Here is a 16233-nt window from a genome sequence, read left to right as displayed (position 1 = left end):
GGGGCAGGAATTTTTTGACGGGCGGTGGGATAGTTTTTGGCGGGCTGGGTGAGGCGGGGCGGTGGCGGGTTTTGGGCGGTGTAAAAAGGCTGCAATCGCCATCGCAGGCAAGCCAGCTCCCACCTTTATTGCGTGGTGGGGTGCAGAGAGGTTCTTGGCCGCAAGAACGATTTCTTGCGGCGACCAAGATCCGGGTTTAAACCTGATTCAATAATTATTACCCGTTAGAACAACCATTACCCATTACTTGGTAATTAAGAATATGACGTTGACCCTGTGAGTCTTCATATTCCATTTGCACCGGTACAACCTGGCAGACTTCCGGAACAGTACTCATGGACAATACTTTGGCCACATCCAAGTGTGTGCTGTAGGTGTAATCTTCAACGATCGGGGCGTTCTGGCCGGCCAGCTCGGTCGGGGCCTCGTCGGCCAGGGCGGCGGTGGCGCACAAGCTGCTGAGGGCCATAACTACGAGAGCTTTCATTACTGTATTTACCTTCTTCAGGGCGAAAGGGGTCACGGGGCCCTTGTGAGGCCACGTGTGTAACTTAAGAGTTGGGAAGTTCGGATTAACGTTGCCTTCGTGGGGGCTGTTACGTTGTTAATCGCAGTGTCTTGTTGACGGCGTTGATTTTAGGCGCACGCGTTATATTCATATACCCGTGCTTTTGATAAACACTATTGGCGGTTTTTGTAACAATCCCGTGGTAAAGGTTTTTTCATCCGGCGTGAAAGCCGCGCAGAGCGCGGGCCAGAGCCGTAAATCGGCATGGCAGGGCAATTTGTAGGGGCTTGTTACTACCATCGTCGAATGGTTCTATGGGGGCGCCCCGGCTACAACAGGGCATACAAAAACAACTATTGTCACCGAGGTAAGAAAGATGAGTGCGGCTTCCCTGTACCCCGTTCGCCCCGAAGTAGCAGCCAACACGCTGACCGACGAGGCGACCTACAAGGCCATGTACCAGCAGTCGGTGGTCAACCCCGATGGCTTCTGGCGCGAGCAAGCCAAGCGCCTTGACTGGGTCAAGCCTTTCACCGCGGTGAAGCAGACCTCTTTCGACGACCACCATGTCGACATCAAATGGTTCGCTGATGGCACCTTGAACGTTTCCTACAACTGCCTGGACCGTCACCTCGCTGAGCGTGGCGATCAGGCGGCGATCATCTGGGAAGGCGATGACCCTTCCGAAAGCCGCACCATCACCTACCGCGAGCTGCATGAAGAAGTCTGCAAGTTCGCCAACGCCCTGCGCGGCCAGGATGTGCACCGCGGCGACGTGGTGACTATCTATATGCCGATGATCCCCGAAGCCGTGGTCGCCATGCTGGCCTGTACCCGCATCGGTGCGATTCACTCCGTGGTGTTTGGCGGCTTTTCGCCGGAAGCCCTGGCCGGTCGCATCATCGACTGTAAGTCGAAGGTGGTGATCACCGCCGACGAAGGCATCCGCGCCGGTAAGAAAATTCCGCTGAAGGCCAACGTCGACGACGCGCTGACCAACCCGGAAACCAGCAGCATCCAGAAAGTCATCGTGTGCAAGCGCACCAATGGCAACATCAAGTGGAACCAGCATCGCGACATCTGGTACGAAGACCTGATGAAAGTGGCGGGCACCGTGTGTGCGCCGAAAGAGATGGGCGCCGAAGAAGCGCTGTTCATCCTCTATACCTCGGGTTCCACCGGCAAACCCAAAGGCGTGCAGCACACCACCGGCGGCTACTTGCTGTATGCAGCCCTGACCCACGAGCGTGTGTTCGACTACCGCCCGGGCGAAATCTACTGGTGCACCGCCGACGTCGGCTGGGTCACCGGCCACACTTATATTGTTTACGGCCCGCTGGCGAACGGCGCGACCACGCTGCTGTTCGAAGGTGTGCCGAACTACCCGGATATCACGCGGGTGGCGAAGATTGTCGACAAGCACAAGGTCAATATCCTCTACACCGCGCCGACCGCGATACGCGCGATGATGGCCTCTGGCACCGCTGCCGTGGAAGGCGCCGATGGCAGCAGCCTGCGCCTGCTCGGTTCGGTGGGCGAGCCGATCAACCCGGAAGCCTGGGACTGGTACTACAAGAACGTCGGCCAATCCCGTTGCCCGATCGTCGACACTTGGTGGCAGACCGAAACCGGCGGCAGCATGATGAGCCCGCTGCCGGGCGCTCACGCGCTCAAGCCGGGTTCCGCGGCACGCCCGTTCTTTGGCGTGGTGCCGGCGCTGGTGGATAACCTGGGCAACCTGATCGAAGGTGCGGCTGAAGGCAACCTGGTGATTCTGGATTCGTGGCCAGGCCAGGCGCGCACGCTGTATGGCGACCATGACCGTTTCGTCGACACCTATTTCAAGACGTTCCGTGGCATGTACTTCACCGGTGACGGTGCGCGTCGTGACGAGGACGGCTACTACTGGATCACCGGCCGCGTGGATGACGTGTTGAACGTGTCTGGCCACCGCATGGGCACGGCCGAGATTGAAAGCGCCATGGTTGCTCACCCTAAAGTCGCCGAAGCGGCGGTGGTGGGTGTGCCGCACGACATCAAAGGGCAGGGCATCTATGTGTATGTCACGCTGAAAAACGGCGAGGAGCCAAACGAAGCGCTGCGCCTGGAGCTGAAAAACTGGGTGCGCAAAGAGATCGGGCCGATTGCTTCGCCGGATGTAATCCAGTGGGCGCCGGGCTTGCCGAAGACGCGCTCGGGGAAAATCATGCGCCGGATTCTGCGCAAGATTGCCACGGCTGAGTATGACGGGTTGGGGGATATCTCCACGCTGGCAGACCCAGGTGTGGTGGCGCATTTGATTGAAACGCACAAGACCATGAACGTCGCGTAAGGCGGGCTAGGTGGTGCAGAGCCCCATTTGGCGTGAGCTGGGTGGGGCTTTTTTTTGGAAATTCGAAACCGATGCAAATCCCCTGTGGGAGCGGGCTTGCTCGCGAATGCGGTGGGTCAGCTACACATCTGCTAACTGATACACCGCATTCGCGAGCAAGCCCGCTCCCACATTTGGATTGTATTGGCTGACAGACCGCTATCGCAGGCAAGCCAGCTCCCACCTTTGGCGTGCATACCACAATGATCGTTCCCAGGCTCCGCGTGGGAATGCCGCCCTGTACGCTCCGCGTCTGCTCTTGAGGCGTGACGCAGAGCGTCACAGGATGTATTCCCACGCAGAGCGTGGGAACGATCTATACGTAGGCCAATAAATATCGCTGGCGAAACCGGATCACTGTGGGAGCTGGCTTGCCTGCGATGAGGGTGTGTCAGGCACAGGTGGGTTGGCTGACAGACCGCTATCGCAGGCAAGCCAGCTCCCACCTTTGGCGTGCATACCACAATGATCGTTCCCAGGCTCCGCGTGGGAATGCCGCCCTGGACGCTCCGCGTCTGCTCTTGAGGCGTGACGCAGAGCGTCACAGGATGTATTCCCACGCAGAGCGTGGGAACGATCTATACGTAGGCCAATAAATATCGCTGGCGAAACCGGATCACTGTGGGAGCTGGCTTGCCTGCGATGAGGGTGTGTCAGGCACAGGTGGGTTGGCTGACAGACCGCTATCGCAGGCAAGCCAGCTCCCACCTTTGGCGTGCATACCACAATGATCGTTCCCAGGCTCCGCGTGGGAATGCCGCCCTGGACGCTCCGCGTCTGCTCTTGGGGCGTGACGCAGAGCGTCACAGGATGTATTCCCACGCAAAGCGTGGGAACGATCTATGCGTAGGCCAATAAATATCGACTTCATGCGTAGGACGTTTCTGAATGTTACCGAGACCAGCAAATGTGTAACCCCGCGCCCAATCCTGAGGCAATGTGCTACACCTATGCCCCGAAAACCCGCGTTTTAGACACCCTCAGAAATAAGATTTAACGCCAGACTTGCCGTGCTAGAAGGGTTTGCGAATAATAGGCCCGCAATTTGCAGCATCAACAGGTTTAATATCTTTTGTCTCTGCATAAAAAACAGAGGCTGTCAATGTGCTGGAACCGCTTTCTCAGTGCTTCTGTAAATTGTTGTCGCATTGAGGAAATATCGGCTTCCGGCCTGTCGTTAGAATGCCGATCACTCGCTCGTCGTCTCCAGTATCAATTCGGGGTAGGACGCAGCACCGCTATTCGGTTTCACTTAAGTCGCATCGTGGGCCACGGCTCATTCTGCTTTTTGCCCTATACCGATGGAGTCCCAAGATGAAGAAACTTGTGCTGTTGGGCGCCCTGGCGCTGTCCGTGCTGTCGATGCAGGCTTTCGCTGATGAAAAGCCCCTGAAGATTGGTATCGAAGCGGCTTACCCTCCGTTTGCCTCGAAGGCGCCGGATGGCAGCATCGTCGGGTTTGACTACGACATCGGCAACGCCCTGTGCGCCGAGATGAAGGTCAAGTGCGTGTGGGTTGAGCAAGAATTCGACGGCCTGATCCCTGCGCTCAAAGTGCGCAAGATCGACGCCATCCTGTCGTCCATGTCCATCACTGAAGACCGCAAGAAGTCCGTGGACTTCACCAACCGCTACTACCTGAGCCCAGCGCAGCTGGTGATGAAGGAAGGCACCCAGGTCAGCGACAGCCTGGATGAATTGAAAGGCAAGAAAATCGGCGTGCAACGCGGTTCGATCCACGATCGCTTCGCCAAGGAAGTCCTGGCCCCTAAAGGCGCCACGGTTGTGCCTTACAGCTCGCAGAACGAAATCTACCTGGACGTGGAAGCCGGTCGCCTCGACGGCACCGTGGCTGACGCCACCCTGCTGCAAGACGGCTTCCTGAAAACCCCGGCCGGTAAAGGCTACGCGTTCGTGGGCCCACAGTTCACCGACGCCAAGTACTTCGGCGACGGCATTGGCATCGCTGTACGTAAAGGCGACAAGGCCGAGCTGGACAAGATCAACGCGGCCATCGCAGCGATCCGTGCCAACGGCGAATACAAGAAAATCCAGGACAAATACTTCGACTTCGATATTTACGGCGCTGACCCTAAGTAACTCGTCCTAGCTGTCTGTCCAGAATGGCGCAAGCAACAGAATTCCTGCGGTTTGCGCCATTTTTTCATCCCCCTTTTCGAGGACCTGAATCATGTTGAAAGGCTACGGGGCCGTCATCCTCGATGGCGCATGGTTGACGCTTCAGCTCGCCTTGTCGTCCATGGCCTTGGCCATTGTTCTGGGTCTGATCGGGGTCGCGTTACGCCTGTCGCCGGTGCGCTGGTTGGCCTGGCTGGGTGACTTGTACTCCACGGTGATCCGCGGGATCCCCGACCTGGTGCTGATCCTGCTGATTTTTTACGGCGGTCAGGACTTGCTCAACCGCGTCGCGCCGATGCTCGGCTATGACGACTATATCGACTTGAACCCCTTGGCCGCCGGTATCGGCACCCTGGGTTTCATCTTTGGCGCCTACCTCTCGGAAACCTTTCGTGGCGCCTTCATGGCCATTCCCAAGGGCCAGGCCGAGGCCGGCCTTGCGTATGGCATGAGCAGTTTCCAGGTGTTTTTCCGGGTGATGGTGCCGCAGATGATTCGGCTGGCGATCCCTGGTTTCACCAACAACTGGCTGGTATTGACCAAGGCCACCGCGCTGATTTCGGTGGTGGGCCTGCAAGACATGATGTTCAAGGCCAAGCAGGCGGCAGATGCCACCCGCGAGCCTTTTACCTTCTTCCTCGCAGTGGCGGCGATGTACCTGGTGATCACCAGCGTGTCGTTGCTGGCCCTGCGCTATCTTGAGAAGCGCTACTCGGTAGGCGTAAGGGCGGCTGATCTATGATCTTCGACTACAACGTCATCTGGGACGCCATGCCGCTGTACCTCGGCGGCTTGGTTACCACCTTGAAATTGCTCGCCATCTCGCTGTTCTTCGGCTTGCTCGCCGCCTTGCCTTTGGGCTTGATGCGTGTGTCCAAGCAGCCGATCGTGAATGGCGCCGCCTGGCTCTACACCTACGTGATCCGCGGCACGCCGATGCTGGTGCAGCTGTTTTTGATCTACTACGGTTTGGCGCAATTTGAAGCCGTACGCGAGAGCTTCATGTGGCCGCTGCTGTCCAGCGCCACGTTCTGCGCGTGCCTGGCCTTTGCGATCAACACCAGCGCCTACACCGCCGAGATTATCGCCGGTAGCCTCAAGGCCACGCCGAATGGCGAGATCGAAGCGGCCAAGGCCATGGGCATGTCGCGCTACAAGCTGTACCGCCGCATCCTGCTGCCGTCGGCCCTGCGCCGCGCGCTGCCGCAGTACAGCAACGAAGTGATCATGATGCTGCAGACCACCAGCCTGGCGTCCATCGTCACCTTGATCGACATCACCGGTGCCGCGCGCACGGTAAACGCCCAGTTCTACCTGCCGTTCGAAGCCTATATCACGGCCGGCGTGTTCTACCTGTGCCTGACCTTTATCCTGGTGCGCCTGTTCAAATTGGCCGAGCGCCGCTGGCTGAGCTACCTGGCTCCACGGAAGCACTGATATGGAACGTATCGATCACCTGTTGCCCTGGGGCCACCTGGGCTGCGAGCGCCAGCTGAGCGTGTTTCGTTTCGGCAGCGGCGAGCGCAAGGCCTACATCCAGGCCAGCCTGCACGCCGATGAATTGCCCGGCATGCGCGCGGCCTGGGAGTTGAAAAAACGCCTCACCGAACTGGAACAGCAAGGCGCGCTCAATGGCGTGATCGAGCTGGTGCCGGTGGCCAACCCAATGGGCCTGGGCCAGTTGCTGCAAGGCAGCCACCAAGGCCGTTTCGAAGTCGGCAGCGGCAAGAATTTCAATCGTGATTTCGTCGAGTTGAGCGAGCCGGTTACCGAGCGGCTAAAGGGCAAGCTGGGCGATGACCCGCACGCCAATGTGCGCATGATTCGCCAGGCAATGACCGATGCACTCAATGCATTGCCCCAGCCGAGCAGCCAGCTGCAAGGCATGCAACGGGTGCTGCTCAGCCACGCCTGCACCGCCGATATCGTCCTCGACCTGCATTGCGACGCCGAAGCCGCGCTGCACATGTACGCGCTGCCGCAGCATTGGCCGCAGTGGCGTTCGTTGTCGGCGCATTTGAATGTGAAGGTCGGCCTGCTGGCGGAAGATTCCGGCGGCAGCTCGTTCGATGAAGCCTGCTCGTTGCCGTGGTTGCGTCTGTCGCGGGCATTCCCGAACGCGCAGATTCCACTGGCCTGTCTGGCGACCACGCTGGAGCTGGGTGGCCAGGCTGACACGGGCCGCGACGAAGCGGTCTTCCACGCTGAAGGCATCCTCGCGTTCCTCGCCGAGCAAGGCCTGATCAAAGGCGAATGGCCCGCGCCGCAGCACGAACCCTGCGAAGGCTTGCCCTTCGAAGGCACCGAACTGCTGTTCGCGCCCCATGCCGGTGTGATCAGTTACCTGCGTAAAGCCGGTGACCGGGTTGAAGCGGGCGATGAGATTTTTGAAGTGATTGACCCTCTGACTGATCGCGTGAGCATTGTCTGCGCGGGCACCTCGGGGGTGTTGTTTGCCGTTGAACGGCTACGTTATGCCCAAGCGGGTTTCTGGCTGGCCAAGGTGGCGGGGCGCGAAGCGCTGCGTCACGGGCGCTTGCTCAACGACTGACCACCTGTTTTTGTGAGAACCGACCGCATGTACAAACTTGAAGTCCAAGACCTGCATAAACGCTATGGCAGTCATGAAGTGCTCAAAGGTGTGTCCCTGGCCGCAGCGGCCGGTGATGTGATCAGCATCATCGGTTCCAGTGGTTCGGGCAAAAGTACCTTTTTGCGCTGCATCAACCTGCTCGAGCAACCCCACGCCGGCAAGATTCTGCTCAATAACGAAGAGCTGAAACTGGTGGCCAACAAGGACGGCGCCATGAAGGCCGCCGACCCGAAGCAGCTGCAGCGTATGCGTTCGCGCCTGTCGATGGTGTTCCAGCATTTCAACCTGTGGTCGCACATGACCGCGCTTGAAAACGTGATGGAAGCGCCGGTGCACGTGCTGGGCATGTCGAAAAAAGACGCGCGCGAAAAAGCCGAGCATTACCTGGCCAAAGTCGGCGTGGGCCATCGCAAGGATGCGTTCCCAGGCCACATGTCCGGTGGCGAGCAGCAGCGCGTGGCGATTGCCCGTGCCCTGGCGATGGAGCCTGAGGTGATGCTGTTCGATGAACCGACCTCGGCCCTCGACCCGGAACTGGTCGGCGAAGTACTCAAGGTGATGCAGGACCTGGCCCAGGAAGGCCGCACCATGGTGGTCGTGACCCACGAAATGGGCTTTGCCCGTGAAGTGTCGAACCAGCTGGTGTTTTTGCACAAAGGCATCGTCGAAGAACGTGGCAACCCGCGTGAAGTGCTGGTGAACCCGCAGTCCGAGCGTTTGCAGCAGTTTTTGTCGGGTAGCCTGAAGTAATCAAGGCTGCTTTTGTGCACCGGTTTAGTGCATGCTTCGCAGTCTTGAAATAGATCCCAATCTAATGTGGGAGCGGGCTTGCTCGCGAAAGCGGTGGGTCAGTGAGTAGATGTGTATCTGGCCCACCGCATTCGCGAGCAAGCCCGCTCCCACATTTGGATCTTCACCCGCTTTAGAGATTTGTGTTGGTTTCCGGGCTAGCATTGGCCCTTGTCTTCATTACCGTTACTCGCTTCGGATAGCATTCCATGACCGCCCATAAAATTGGTTTCCTGATTTGGCCCAGCACAAAAGCCCTGACGCTTGCGCTGGCTGAGGAGGCCTTGCGCGTTGCTCAGCGGGTGCATCCGGACGTGGTCTACGAGTTGTCGTTCCTGCTCGCCGAGCCTGCCACCGACGGCGCCTGGCAATTGCCGGGTGAGCCGTGGGCCGGCAAGCTCGAAGGTTTCCAGAAGCTGTTCCTGCTGGCCGACGAGCCGCCGACCGTCATCGCGTCCCAACTGAGTACTGCGCTCAAGCAGTTGGTACGCGCCGGGTGTGTGATCGGCGGCTTGTCAGCCGGTGTGTACCCGCTGGCCCAACTCGGCCTGCTCGACGGTTACCGCGCCGCCGTGCACTGGCGCTGGCAGGACGATTTCGCCGAGCGTTTCCCCAAGGTCATCGCCACCAGCCATCTGTTCGACTGGGACCGTGATCGCCTGACCGCCTGCGGTGGCATGTCGGTACTCGACCTGCTGCTGGCGGTACTGGCCCGTGACCACGGCGCCGAACTGGCCGGTGCCGTTTCCGAAGAACTGGTGGTGGAGCGCATCCGCGAAGGCGGTGAGCGCCAGCGTATCCCGCTGCAAAACCGCCTGGGCTCCAGCCATCCAAAGCTGACCCAGGCCGTGTTGCTGATGGAAGCCAACATCGAAGAGCCGCTGACCACCGACGAAATCGCCCAGCATGTGTGCGTCTCGCGACGACAACTGGAGCGCATCTTCAAGCAATACCTCAATCGCGTTCCCAGCCAGTACTACCTGGAGCTGCGCCTGAACAAGGCGCGCCAGATGCTCATGCAAACCAGCAAGTCGATCATCCAGATCGGCCTGTCGTGCGGTTTCTCCTCGGGGCCACACTTCTCCAGCGCCTACCGCAACTTCTTCGGCGCCACGCCGCGTGAAGATCGCAACCAGCGGCGCAGCAGCAGCCCGTTCGAGTTGTCGTCGGTGCCTTCCGAGCGCGGCTGATTACTCCTCCATCGGCGTTGGGCCTACCACCACCAGCGGCACGCCGTGCTCGTCCACAGTGGCGGCGGCCACCTGAAAATCAATGCCGGTACGCAGGTAGTGTTGCCTGAGATAGCCCACGCTCCTTGGCGATAACTGGTTGTTACTGAAATCGCAATCCTGGCCATAGACCGCCGTCGACTCCAGCAAATCAGCCGGGATTTCGCTGATCAGGTTGTTGCTCAGGTCTACCGTTTCCAGGTCCGGCAGCCTGAAGAGGCCGCGGGGTACTTGGCTGATTCCGGTGTTGCTTAAATGAAGCGCGGCCAATTGCGACAGGTTGCTGATGTCGGGTGCCAGGTTCAGCGGGTTATTGGTCAGGCTCAGGTACTCAAGTTGGGTCATGTCAGCCAGCAGGTTGATGGGCGGATTCAACCGGTCGTCGCAACACCTTGTTCGAGGTGTTTATGGGACGACCCGCAGGATGGATGCAAAAATTGACGGGCCGGGGAGCGATGCGTTCTCCAGGTGCGCCCTCACTTCGTAATGAGATCGAGCGGCTATTTTGGGTGCAGATTGCAACAGGCATCACAAGCGAAAAGGCAGCACATGCCGTTGGCGTATCAACAGCGGTAGGTACACGCTGGTTCCGTCATCGCGGCGGGATGCCATTATTCATGTCGAATCACATATCAGGACGATACTTATCGTTTGCAGAGCGAGAAGAGATTGGGCTGCTTCGAGCGCAAAGTATTGGCGTTCGTGAGATCGCCCGTCGCCTTGGACGAAGCCCATCGACAATTTCACGGGAGCTGACACGAAATGCTGCTACCCGTTGCGGTCGGCTTGAATATCGAGCGTCAGTAGCGCAATGGAAGGCAGAACTGGTGGCCAAGAGACCGAAACCAGCGAAATTGGTCACTAACCCGCGACTGCACCAGTACGTACGCGACCGCCTTGAGGGCAAGGTTCAAGACGCCGATGGTCGTGAGATTTCTGGGCCTCGGCAAGCACCCTTCAAAGGCCGAAATAAACCGCATCGCAGTGACCGTAAATGGGTCAATGGCTGGTCGCCTGAACAAATTGCCAACCGGCTCCAGATCGATTTTCCGGATGATGAATCCATGCGCATCTCTCATGAAGCCATATATCAGGCGCTCTACATTCAGGGTCGAGGAGCTCTCAAGCGCGAACTGGTGAGCTGCCTGCGCTCAGGACGCGCATTGCGCGTGCCGAGAGCCAGAGCGCAGGCCAAAGTGTGGGCACATGTCAGCGAGGACGTCATGATCTCCAGTCGCCCTGCTGAGGTAGAAGATCGGGCTGTACCCGGGCATTGGGAGGGCGACCTGATCATCGGTCTGAACCGGTCTGCGATTGGAACTCTGGTCGAGCGCTCAACTCGATTTACCATGCTCGTCCATCTGCCTCGCGAGAAAGGTTATGGGCTAATTCCCCGCACGAAGAACGGCCCGGCGCTGGCTGGCTATGGGGCTGTTAGTATGGCCAACGCATTGAAGAAGACGGTGACTGATCTTCCCATCGAGCTGTGGCGATCTTTGACCTGGGATCGTGGAAAGGAGCTGTCGGATCACGCTCGATTTACCATCGAGTCCGGAGTAAAGGTTTTCTTTGCTGATCCACATAGTCCATGGCAGCGCGGTACAAACGAAAATACGAACGGCCTTCTACGGCAATACTTCCCGAAAGGCACTGACCTCTCTCGTTGGAGTGCCCAAGAATTACAGGCGGTAGCTCACGTACTTAACACTAGACCTCGAAAAACACTCGGCTGGAAAACACCTGCCGAAGCACTCAATGAGTATCTAAAGTCTGTACAACAATCCAGTGTTGCGACGACCGGTTGAATCCGCCATGTCTGCCTGGGTCAGGGTGATTGCGCATTGCTCCAGGCTCAGGGTCGAGAGCTTCGGCAGCCGCGCGAGGGTGTCCGGCAACTTGCCTAAGGTGCATTGGCTGAGTGTCAGCGTTTCCAGTTGGGTAAAGCATCGAAGCATGCCATCGATGCCGTTGGTGACGCCGCCGCCCTTGATTTCGAGGTTGGAGACATGATCGAACGTTGCGCTCAGCTCCGGCAGCGGGCCCATGGTCGACGTTTCAAGGATGACGGAGTGGGTGAAATGCTCGCCCAGGCTTTCTTCATCTTCTTCGCTTTCGCGACGCCAGGCATCTTCAAGCAAGGCCTTGAAGCGCTGGCGCGCAAGTTGCTCCTCGGCGATGGTCTGCTCGTCCAGCAGGATGCCGAGGACAGGGTGGTGGTCGGGTACATTCAAGGCCCACTGCTGAAGGTCGGTGCCCAGTTGCGCATATTCGGCCTCAAGGCGCGTCAAGGTTGGTGCGACGGCGTCCATGTTGCCGGGCATGCGGAAGATAAAGCGGTCCGCTTCGGTCTCCAGAAAGGTGGGATAAAGGTTCATGAGCCTGGCACGTTCGGTACCGGGGGCCGAGGCGGAGAAAAACTCGCCGTGGGTCTGGCAGTAGGTTTTGATTCGTTCAAGTGCCGGTGGCTCAAGCGGGTTGTCGGAGAGGTCGAACTTCCTCGCGGTGTTCGGGGTGACGCTGAACAGGTCTGGGGGAAGTTGGGTGATTTTATTGTCACTGAGCATGGCTAATTCCAACCGCGGGCGATCTACCGCGCCGTTCGGCACGCGGTCGATGCCGGTGGTGGAAAGGTCCAGCAGGGTCAGGTCGGTCATCGCTTGCACATCGGGTATCAGCCCCAGGGCATTGTTGTGCAGGTCGAGCGCGTGCAAGCCGTGCATGCCGTTCAATCGGTCAAGGCTTTGCGGGGTCAGGGTAATTTCGCAGTCGCTCAGTATCAGGCTGTTGAGCGTAGGCATGGAGTTGAGCTGTGGCGGCAAGTCTCCCAGCGGGATCGACCTGATTTCCAACTGACGCAGGTTGGGGAACCGGTCAAGAAAAGTGTCGATGCCGAGCATGGCGCCGTCGCCCACCAGAGACAGCAGTGAGACATGGTTGAAGGCCATGCCCAGCTCCGGCAGGTCTGTAGGCCCCGGGCCGTAGAGCCTCAGGGTATAGCCGTTGAGTTCGGGAGTGCTGAAGTATTCGTCCCGCTCGGTTTCCCGGCGCCAGCACGCCTCCAGTTGCTCGGCCATCATCCTGCGGGTCTGCACCTCGTCATAGCGGCGCGCGGCGCTCATTTCAAGCTGGGTTTCGGGGTCGATGCGCGGGATCGCGGCCTGCCAGGCTTGCAGGTTCTGGCGCAACAGTTGGCGTTGCTCACGCAAGTAGGCGAGTTGATTGCTGGCGCCGGACGGCAGGGTTTGCAGGTGGTCGAGTATCGTTTGAGCAAGCTCTTCGTTGAGCGCGGGGAATAAATTGCGTACCTGCTCAAGCAGCGGCGGTGGTTCGTCACCATAGTCAGCTTGTGCCCTGTAGCCGTCCATGCCGCCGAGCAGCTTCATGACTTGAGGGTCATACGTCGGTTTGCGAATAGGGTCCGCGCTGAGCAGTTCGCGCAGACGCTTACGTTCGATGGCATGCCGCGCCAGGTACTGGCGCAGGCGCGGGCCTTGATCGATGCCTGAATGAATGGCTAGGCGTTGGGTTTCGGGCAAGGCGTTGAGGATGGCCGAGTAAAAGTCAGTGGGCGCGCCGAGTGCGCCGTCTTCGTCATGGGCGGTGTATTCGCCGGTTTCGCTGCGCACCAACGTGCGCACGATGGGCGCATCGTCGGCACCGATCTGGTCACGCAAGGTGCCGTTGGCCGCGTAGTCCCTGATGACCAGGCGCACCTGCGCCGGCCAGCCCGGCATCGCGGGCAGTGAGTGCAGGGCCAGGCGCTGTGTGTCCAGGCTTTGGTCGCCAAAATGCAGGCCTTCATAGGCGCGACTCAGGCGCACTTCTTCGAAGGCACTGCGTGCCAGCAGGCTCAGGCGCTGGGGCGTGCGCTGCGCGTCCAACTCTGCCAGTTCTTTTGCCGTGGCGCGCTCCAGCACTTTTTCCGCGATGCGCGCAGGCAGGCCGGGGGCGGCGTCCATCAGGCGCTGTGCCCGTGGGTTGCGGGTGGCCTGGTAGGTTGCATAGCGTGATTGAAACAGGGACGCGCGCTTTTGTTCGGCAATCGCCGCAAGTTTTTTACGCAGGTGGGCGGCGCGCATGTCCAGGCTCAGGCGCGAATCGCCGACCGCCGCGCCAAAGGCTTCGGCAGCATCGTTGGGCGGCAGCAGAGTGAGTATCGCCTTGAGCAGGCCGCCGTTGTTCAAGTGGCTCTCGGGTATCTGGAGGGCGGGCAGTTGGTTGTCGCCAAACGCCCAGGCGACGTTCCCTTGGGCATCGATAAATTGCAGGCAGCGGGTTTCGGGCCAATAGCCGTGGCCGGTCAGCAGTTGCAGGTTGGTTTGTGGGTCCACTTTGCCGTAGGCCTGGGGGTCATCGCTGTTGAGCCGGTCGATCAGGGTTTGAATGTCGCGGTCGACCCGCAAGCGGTCCAGGGTGTCCAGCAGCAGGGCCGGCGGTGCTTCGTTATTGACGTGCATTTTGCGCAAGGCGTTTTCGTCGGTGCCGCTGATGTTCAGCGCCAGCGCCTGGTCGGCTTCGCTGATGCCTTCCACGCTGTGACCGAGGCGGCGTAGCAGTGTTTTCTGGTCCCACTGCAGGGGGCGCTCAAGTTCTGTGTGCCAGGCGCCCTGGCCGTTGTGCCGCACGCTCGGGCGATAGGCATCGGGGCGAGACGGGTGCTGGATATGCAAGGTGTCGGCGGCCTGGCCTTTTTCTACCGCGAAGACCTTGGCGTCGTGCCTCAACAGGTTTTTGCGCTGGTACGCGAACACGCCTGCGGTATCGCGATAGGTGCCGGGCGGCACGCGGATCGGCTGTTCGTATGCCGTCAGGTCGGGTTTCCAATAGCGGGTCTGGCCATTGGGCAGTTCTACCGGTTTGAAGCGGTCGATAAAGTCGATGATCGGTTGGGGCAGGGCGTTGCGAAACTCGGCGATTGCAATCGTGCTGCCGGCGGCAAAGCCGCCCAGTTGCACCAGGGTTTCGACCACGCTCACCAGGTGCCCGACGGCCTCGATGCCCAAGCCTTCGCTCCAGTCGATTATGCCTTCGAATACCTCATCGAGCAGTTGATAGGCCATATAGCCCAGCATCAACTCGCCGGCAAACGGCACGAAGGGTGCGACGATCAACGTGACGGCTTCCAGGATTGACGACGCAACATTCACCAGTGAATCCCACAGCGCCCAGCGCGCGTTGCGGTCGACGGTCGCCGTGGCGACGGCGCGGGTGCGGCCGTCGTTAAGGATTTGATTGAGCCTGCGTTGGTACTGGTGGCGCCACAGGTCGTGACCGCCCGGGGTGGCGACAAAGCGTACGCGTGGGTTGTCGGTAGGGGTTTGACGCCAGATCGGCGCGCTGCTGCCCTGAACGTAAGGGTGCCAGGTGATCTGGCCGAGCAATTGGCTCAGGTTGGCGAAGAAGTGGCCGCGCTGGGCGTGGGGCACAAAGCGGCTGAAGAACCGCTGGTAAGGCTCATCGCGCAGTTGGCGCACCAGTTCTTTTTGCATGGCCTGGGACGAGGGGTATTCCTTGATCGGGTGCTCCGGGTCACCTGGCACATAAGCCACCAGGCGTGCTGCACCCCGTGAGAATTCAAGGTCGGGGCCGAACACAATGATGCCGGGCAAGTCCGCGCCCATCAGGCTCAGGTCGTGGTAGCGCAACGCCTGGCCGTCGAGGCGCATGCCGTCCAGGCCGTCGAGCAGGCCCTGAATCAGTCGGAAATAATCCAGTTGCAGGTCGCCGCTGATCAACGCCCATTGCAAGGCAGCCTGCAACTCGGCTTTCTGGCTGCGTTCCACTTTTAGCTGCAAGACGGCGTGTGCGACCGGCTCGGTCATGGCCAGTTGTTCTTGCAGGTAGGCGGCATACAGCGCGCCGATGTCCAGATCGCGGCACAGCTGGGTAAAGGCGCGAATGGACACCACGGCTTTGATGGCTGGCAAGGTGTCGAAGTGGCCTCTGGCGTCCGGGCGGGTGATAAAGGTCGACGCGCTTTCATAGGCGTCGGCCTCGGTTTCCTGGTGTTCGAAGTTGTGCAGGGCGGCCTCCAGCAGTGAGACCGTCCAGGTGCGCGCGGCGCCCGTGCGGAGGGGGAAACCGGGAATCGTCTGGGGGATGTACAGGCGCAGGAAGGTATTGCTTACATCCAGGTCCAGACCGAACTGTGTTTTCAGGGCGAGCCTGAGGATGGGTTCACCAAAGTGCTGGGCATCCTGCACGTGGGCAAGGGCGTTTTCGACGGTGTTTTGCGCGTCCCAGTGGGCGGTGGCCAGGCGTTTGAGTTCGCCTTGGCTGGGGGCGGTGGCGTCGCGCAATGCTTGAGGCAGGCGCGCAACACTTTGGCCCAGCGCCTGGCGGCGGTGTGAGGAGGTTTCGCCGAGCCAGCGCGGGATGGCACTTTTGAGCAGCGCGTAATGCTGGTCGGGCTGAACCGAAAGTTTGGTGTGCGGCGTTTGGTGTACAGAGTCAGGCATGTTGCCAATCCTTGTGCGTGGTTAATGTGCTCAAGTAAATCGGCAGACGGCGCGGGTATGGCGCTATTGGAATATCGCAAGGGGCATGGGCTGATCGGATACCGGAGCGTTATGCCGAAACATTCGCCGCTGGTTTACACTGCGCC

The 16233-nt window shown here is 59.7% G+C and carries 11 protein-coding genes; 8 read left to right on the top strand and 3 right to left on the bottom strand.

Annotation, left to right across the window (positions count from 1 at the left end):
- Positions 1-217 precede the first annotated feature (217 nt).
- On the bottom strand, positions 218-487 hold the full coding sequence (locus tag PspR76_RS23700) for a DUF2790 domain-containing protein (protein ID WP_106576108.1): 270 nt from the start codon (positions 485-487) through the stop codon (positions 218-220).
- A gap of 397 nt (positions 488-884) precedes the next feature.
- On the opposite strand from PspR76_RS23700, the gene acs reads away from it, so the two are divergent.
- The 7 genes from acs to PspR76_RS23665 all read left to right on the top strand — a co-directional run bounded on the left by acs (position 885) and on the right by PspR76_RS23665 (position 9590).
- A complete protein-coding gene (gene acs, locus PspR76_RS23695; protein WP_159959206.1) occupies positions 885-2840 on the top strand; it encodes an acetate--CoA ligase in 1956 nt (651 codons plus the stop codon).
- Positions 2841-4193: 1353 nt separating this feature from the next.
- On the top strand, positions 4194-4979 hold the full coding sequence (locus PspR76_RS23690; protein WP_159959204.1) for an ABC transporter substrate-binding protein: 786 nt from the start codon (positions 4194-4196) through the stop codon (positions 4977-4979).
- Positions 4980-5070: 91 nt separating this feature from the next.
- Positions 5071-5760: an ABC transporter permease gene (locus tag PspR76_RS23685; protein WP_032886746.1), complete on the top strand. Its 690-nt coding sequence runs from the start codon at positions 5071-5073 to the stop codon at positions 5758-5760.
- Positions 5757-6455 (top strand): ABC transporter permease, encoded by a 699-nt coding sequence (locus PspR76_RS23680; protein WP_159959202.1) that lies wholly within the window; start codon positions 5757-5759, stop codon positions 6453-6455. Before PspR76_RS23685 ends, PspR76_RS23680 begins: the two co-directional genes overlap by 4 nt.
- A 1-nt stretch (position 6456) precedes the next feature.
- Entirely contained in the window at positions 6457-7569 is a 1113-nt protein-coding gene (locus PspR76_RS23675) for a succinylglutamate desuccinylase/aspartoacylase family protein (RefSeq protein ID WP_159959200.1), read from the top strand.
- A gap of 27 nt (positions 7570-7596) precedes the next feature.
- A complete protein-coding gene (locus PspR76_RS23670; RefSeq protein ID WP_003214336.1) occupies positions 7597-8361 on the top strand; it encodes an ABC transporter ATP-binding protein in 765 nt (254 codons plus the stop codon).
- 248 nt (positions 8362-8609) lie between these two features.
- Positions 8610-9590: a GlxA family transcriptional regulator gene (locus tag PspR76_RS23665; RefSeq protein ID WP_057975155.1), complete on the top strand. Its 981-nt coding sequence runs from the start codon at positions 8610-8612 to the stop codon at positions 9588-9590.
- Here the strand turns inward: PspR76_RS23665 and PspR76_RS23660 are convergent, their stop codons facing one another.
- Positions 9591-10004 carry a leucine-rich repeat domain-containing protein gene (locus PspR76_RS23660; RefSeq protein WP_159959198.1) on the bottom strand — a complete coding sequence of 138 codons (414 nt, stop codon included), beginning with the start codon at positions 10002-10004 and terminating at the stop codon, positions 9591-9593. It abuts the gene before it with no gap.
- A gap of 53 nt (positions 10005-10057) precedes the next feature.
- On the opposite strand from PspR76_RS23660, the gene PspR76_RS23655 reads away from it, so the two are divergent.
- Positions 10058-11434: an IS30 family transposase gene (locus PspR76_RS23655; protein ID WP_159954389.1), complete on the top strand. Its 1377-nt coding sequence runs from the start codon at positions 10058-10060 to the stop codon at positions 11432-11434.
- On the opposite strand, the gene PspR76_RS23650 is transcribed toward PspR76_RS23655, so the two are convergent.
- Positions 11393-16087: a dermonecrotic toxin domain-containing protein gene (locus PspR76_RS23650; protein WP_159959196.1), complete on the bottom strand. Its 4695-nt coding sequence runs from the start codon at positions 16085-16087 to the stop codon at positions 11393-11395. The genes PspR76_RS23655 and PspR76_RS23650 overlap by 42 nt on opposite strands.
- Positions 16088-16233 lie beyond the last annotated feature (146 nt).

Source organism: Pseudomonas sp. R76, assembly GCF_009834565.1.
GTDB lineage: Bacteria > Pseudomonadota > Gammaproteobacteria > Pseudomonadales > Pseudomonadaceae > Aquipseudomonas.
Note: the sequence above shows the minus strand (reverse complement) of the source record. Positions and strands in the feature narration are given on the sequence as shown.

Excerpts from the sequence above, each read along its gene's own strand:
- PspR76_RS23700 (WP_106576108.1), bottom strand. The coding sequence starts at position 487 with ATGAAAGCTCTCGTAGTTATGGCCCTCAGCAGCTTGTGCGCCACCGCC.
- acs (WP_159959206.1), top strand. The coding sequence starts at position 885 with ATGAGTGCGGCTTCCCTGTACCCCGTTCGCCCCGAAGTAGCAGCCAAC.
- PspR76_RS23690 (WP_159959204.1), top strand. The coding sequence starts at position 4,194 with ATGAAGAAACTTGTGCTGTTGGGCGCCCTGGCGCTGTCCGTGCTGTCG.
- PspR76_RS23685 (WP_032886746.1), top strand. The coding sequence starts at position 5,071 with ATGTTGAAAGGCTACGGGGCCGTCATCCTCGATGGCGCATGGTTGACG.
- PspR76_RS23680 (WP_159959202.1), top strand. The coding sequence starts at position 5,757 with ATGATCTTCGACTACAACGTCATCTGGGACGCCATGCCGCTGTACCTC.
- PspR76_RS23675 (WP_159959200.1), top strand. The coding sequence starts at position 6,457 with ATGGAACGTATCGATCACCTGTTGCCCTGGGGCCACCTGGGCTGCGAG.
- PspR76_RS23670 (WP_003214336.1), top strand. The coding sequence starts at position 7,597 with ATGTACAAACTTGAAGTCCAAGACCTGCATAAACGCTATGGCAGTCAT.
- PspR76_RS23665 (WP_057975155.1), top strand. The coding sequence starts at position 8,610 with ATGACCGCCCATAAAATTGGTTTCCTGATTTGGCCCAGCACAAAAGCC.
- PspR76_RS23655 (WP_159954389.1), top strand. The coding sequence starts at position 10,058 with ATGCAAAAATTGACGGGCCGGGGAGCGATGCGTTCTCCAGGTGCGCCC.
- PspR76_RS23650 (WP_159959196.1), bottom strand. The coding sequence starts at position 16,087 with ATGCCTGACTCTGTACACCAAACGCCGCACACCAAACTTTCGGTTCAG.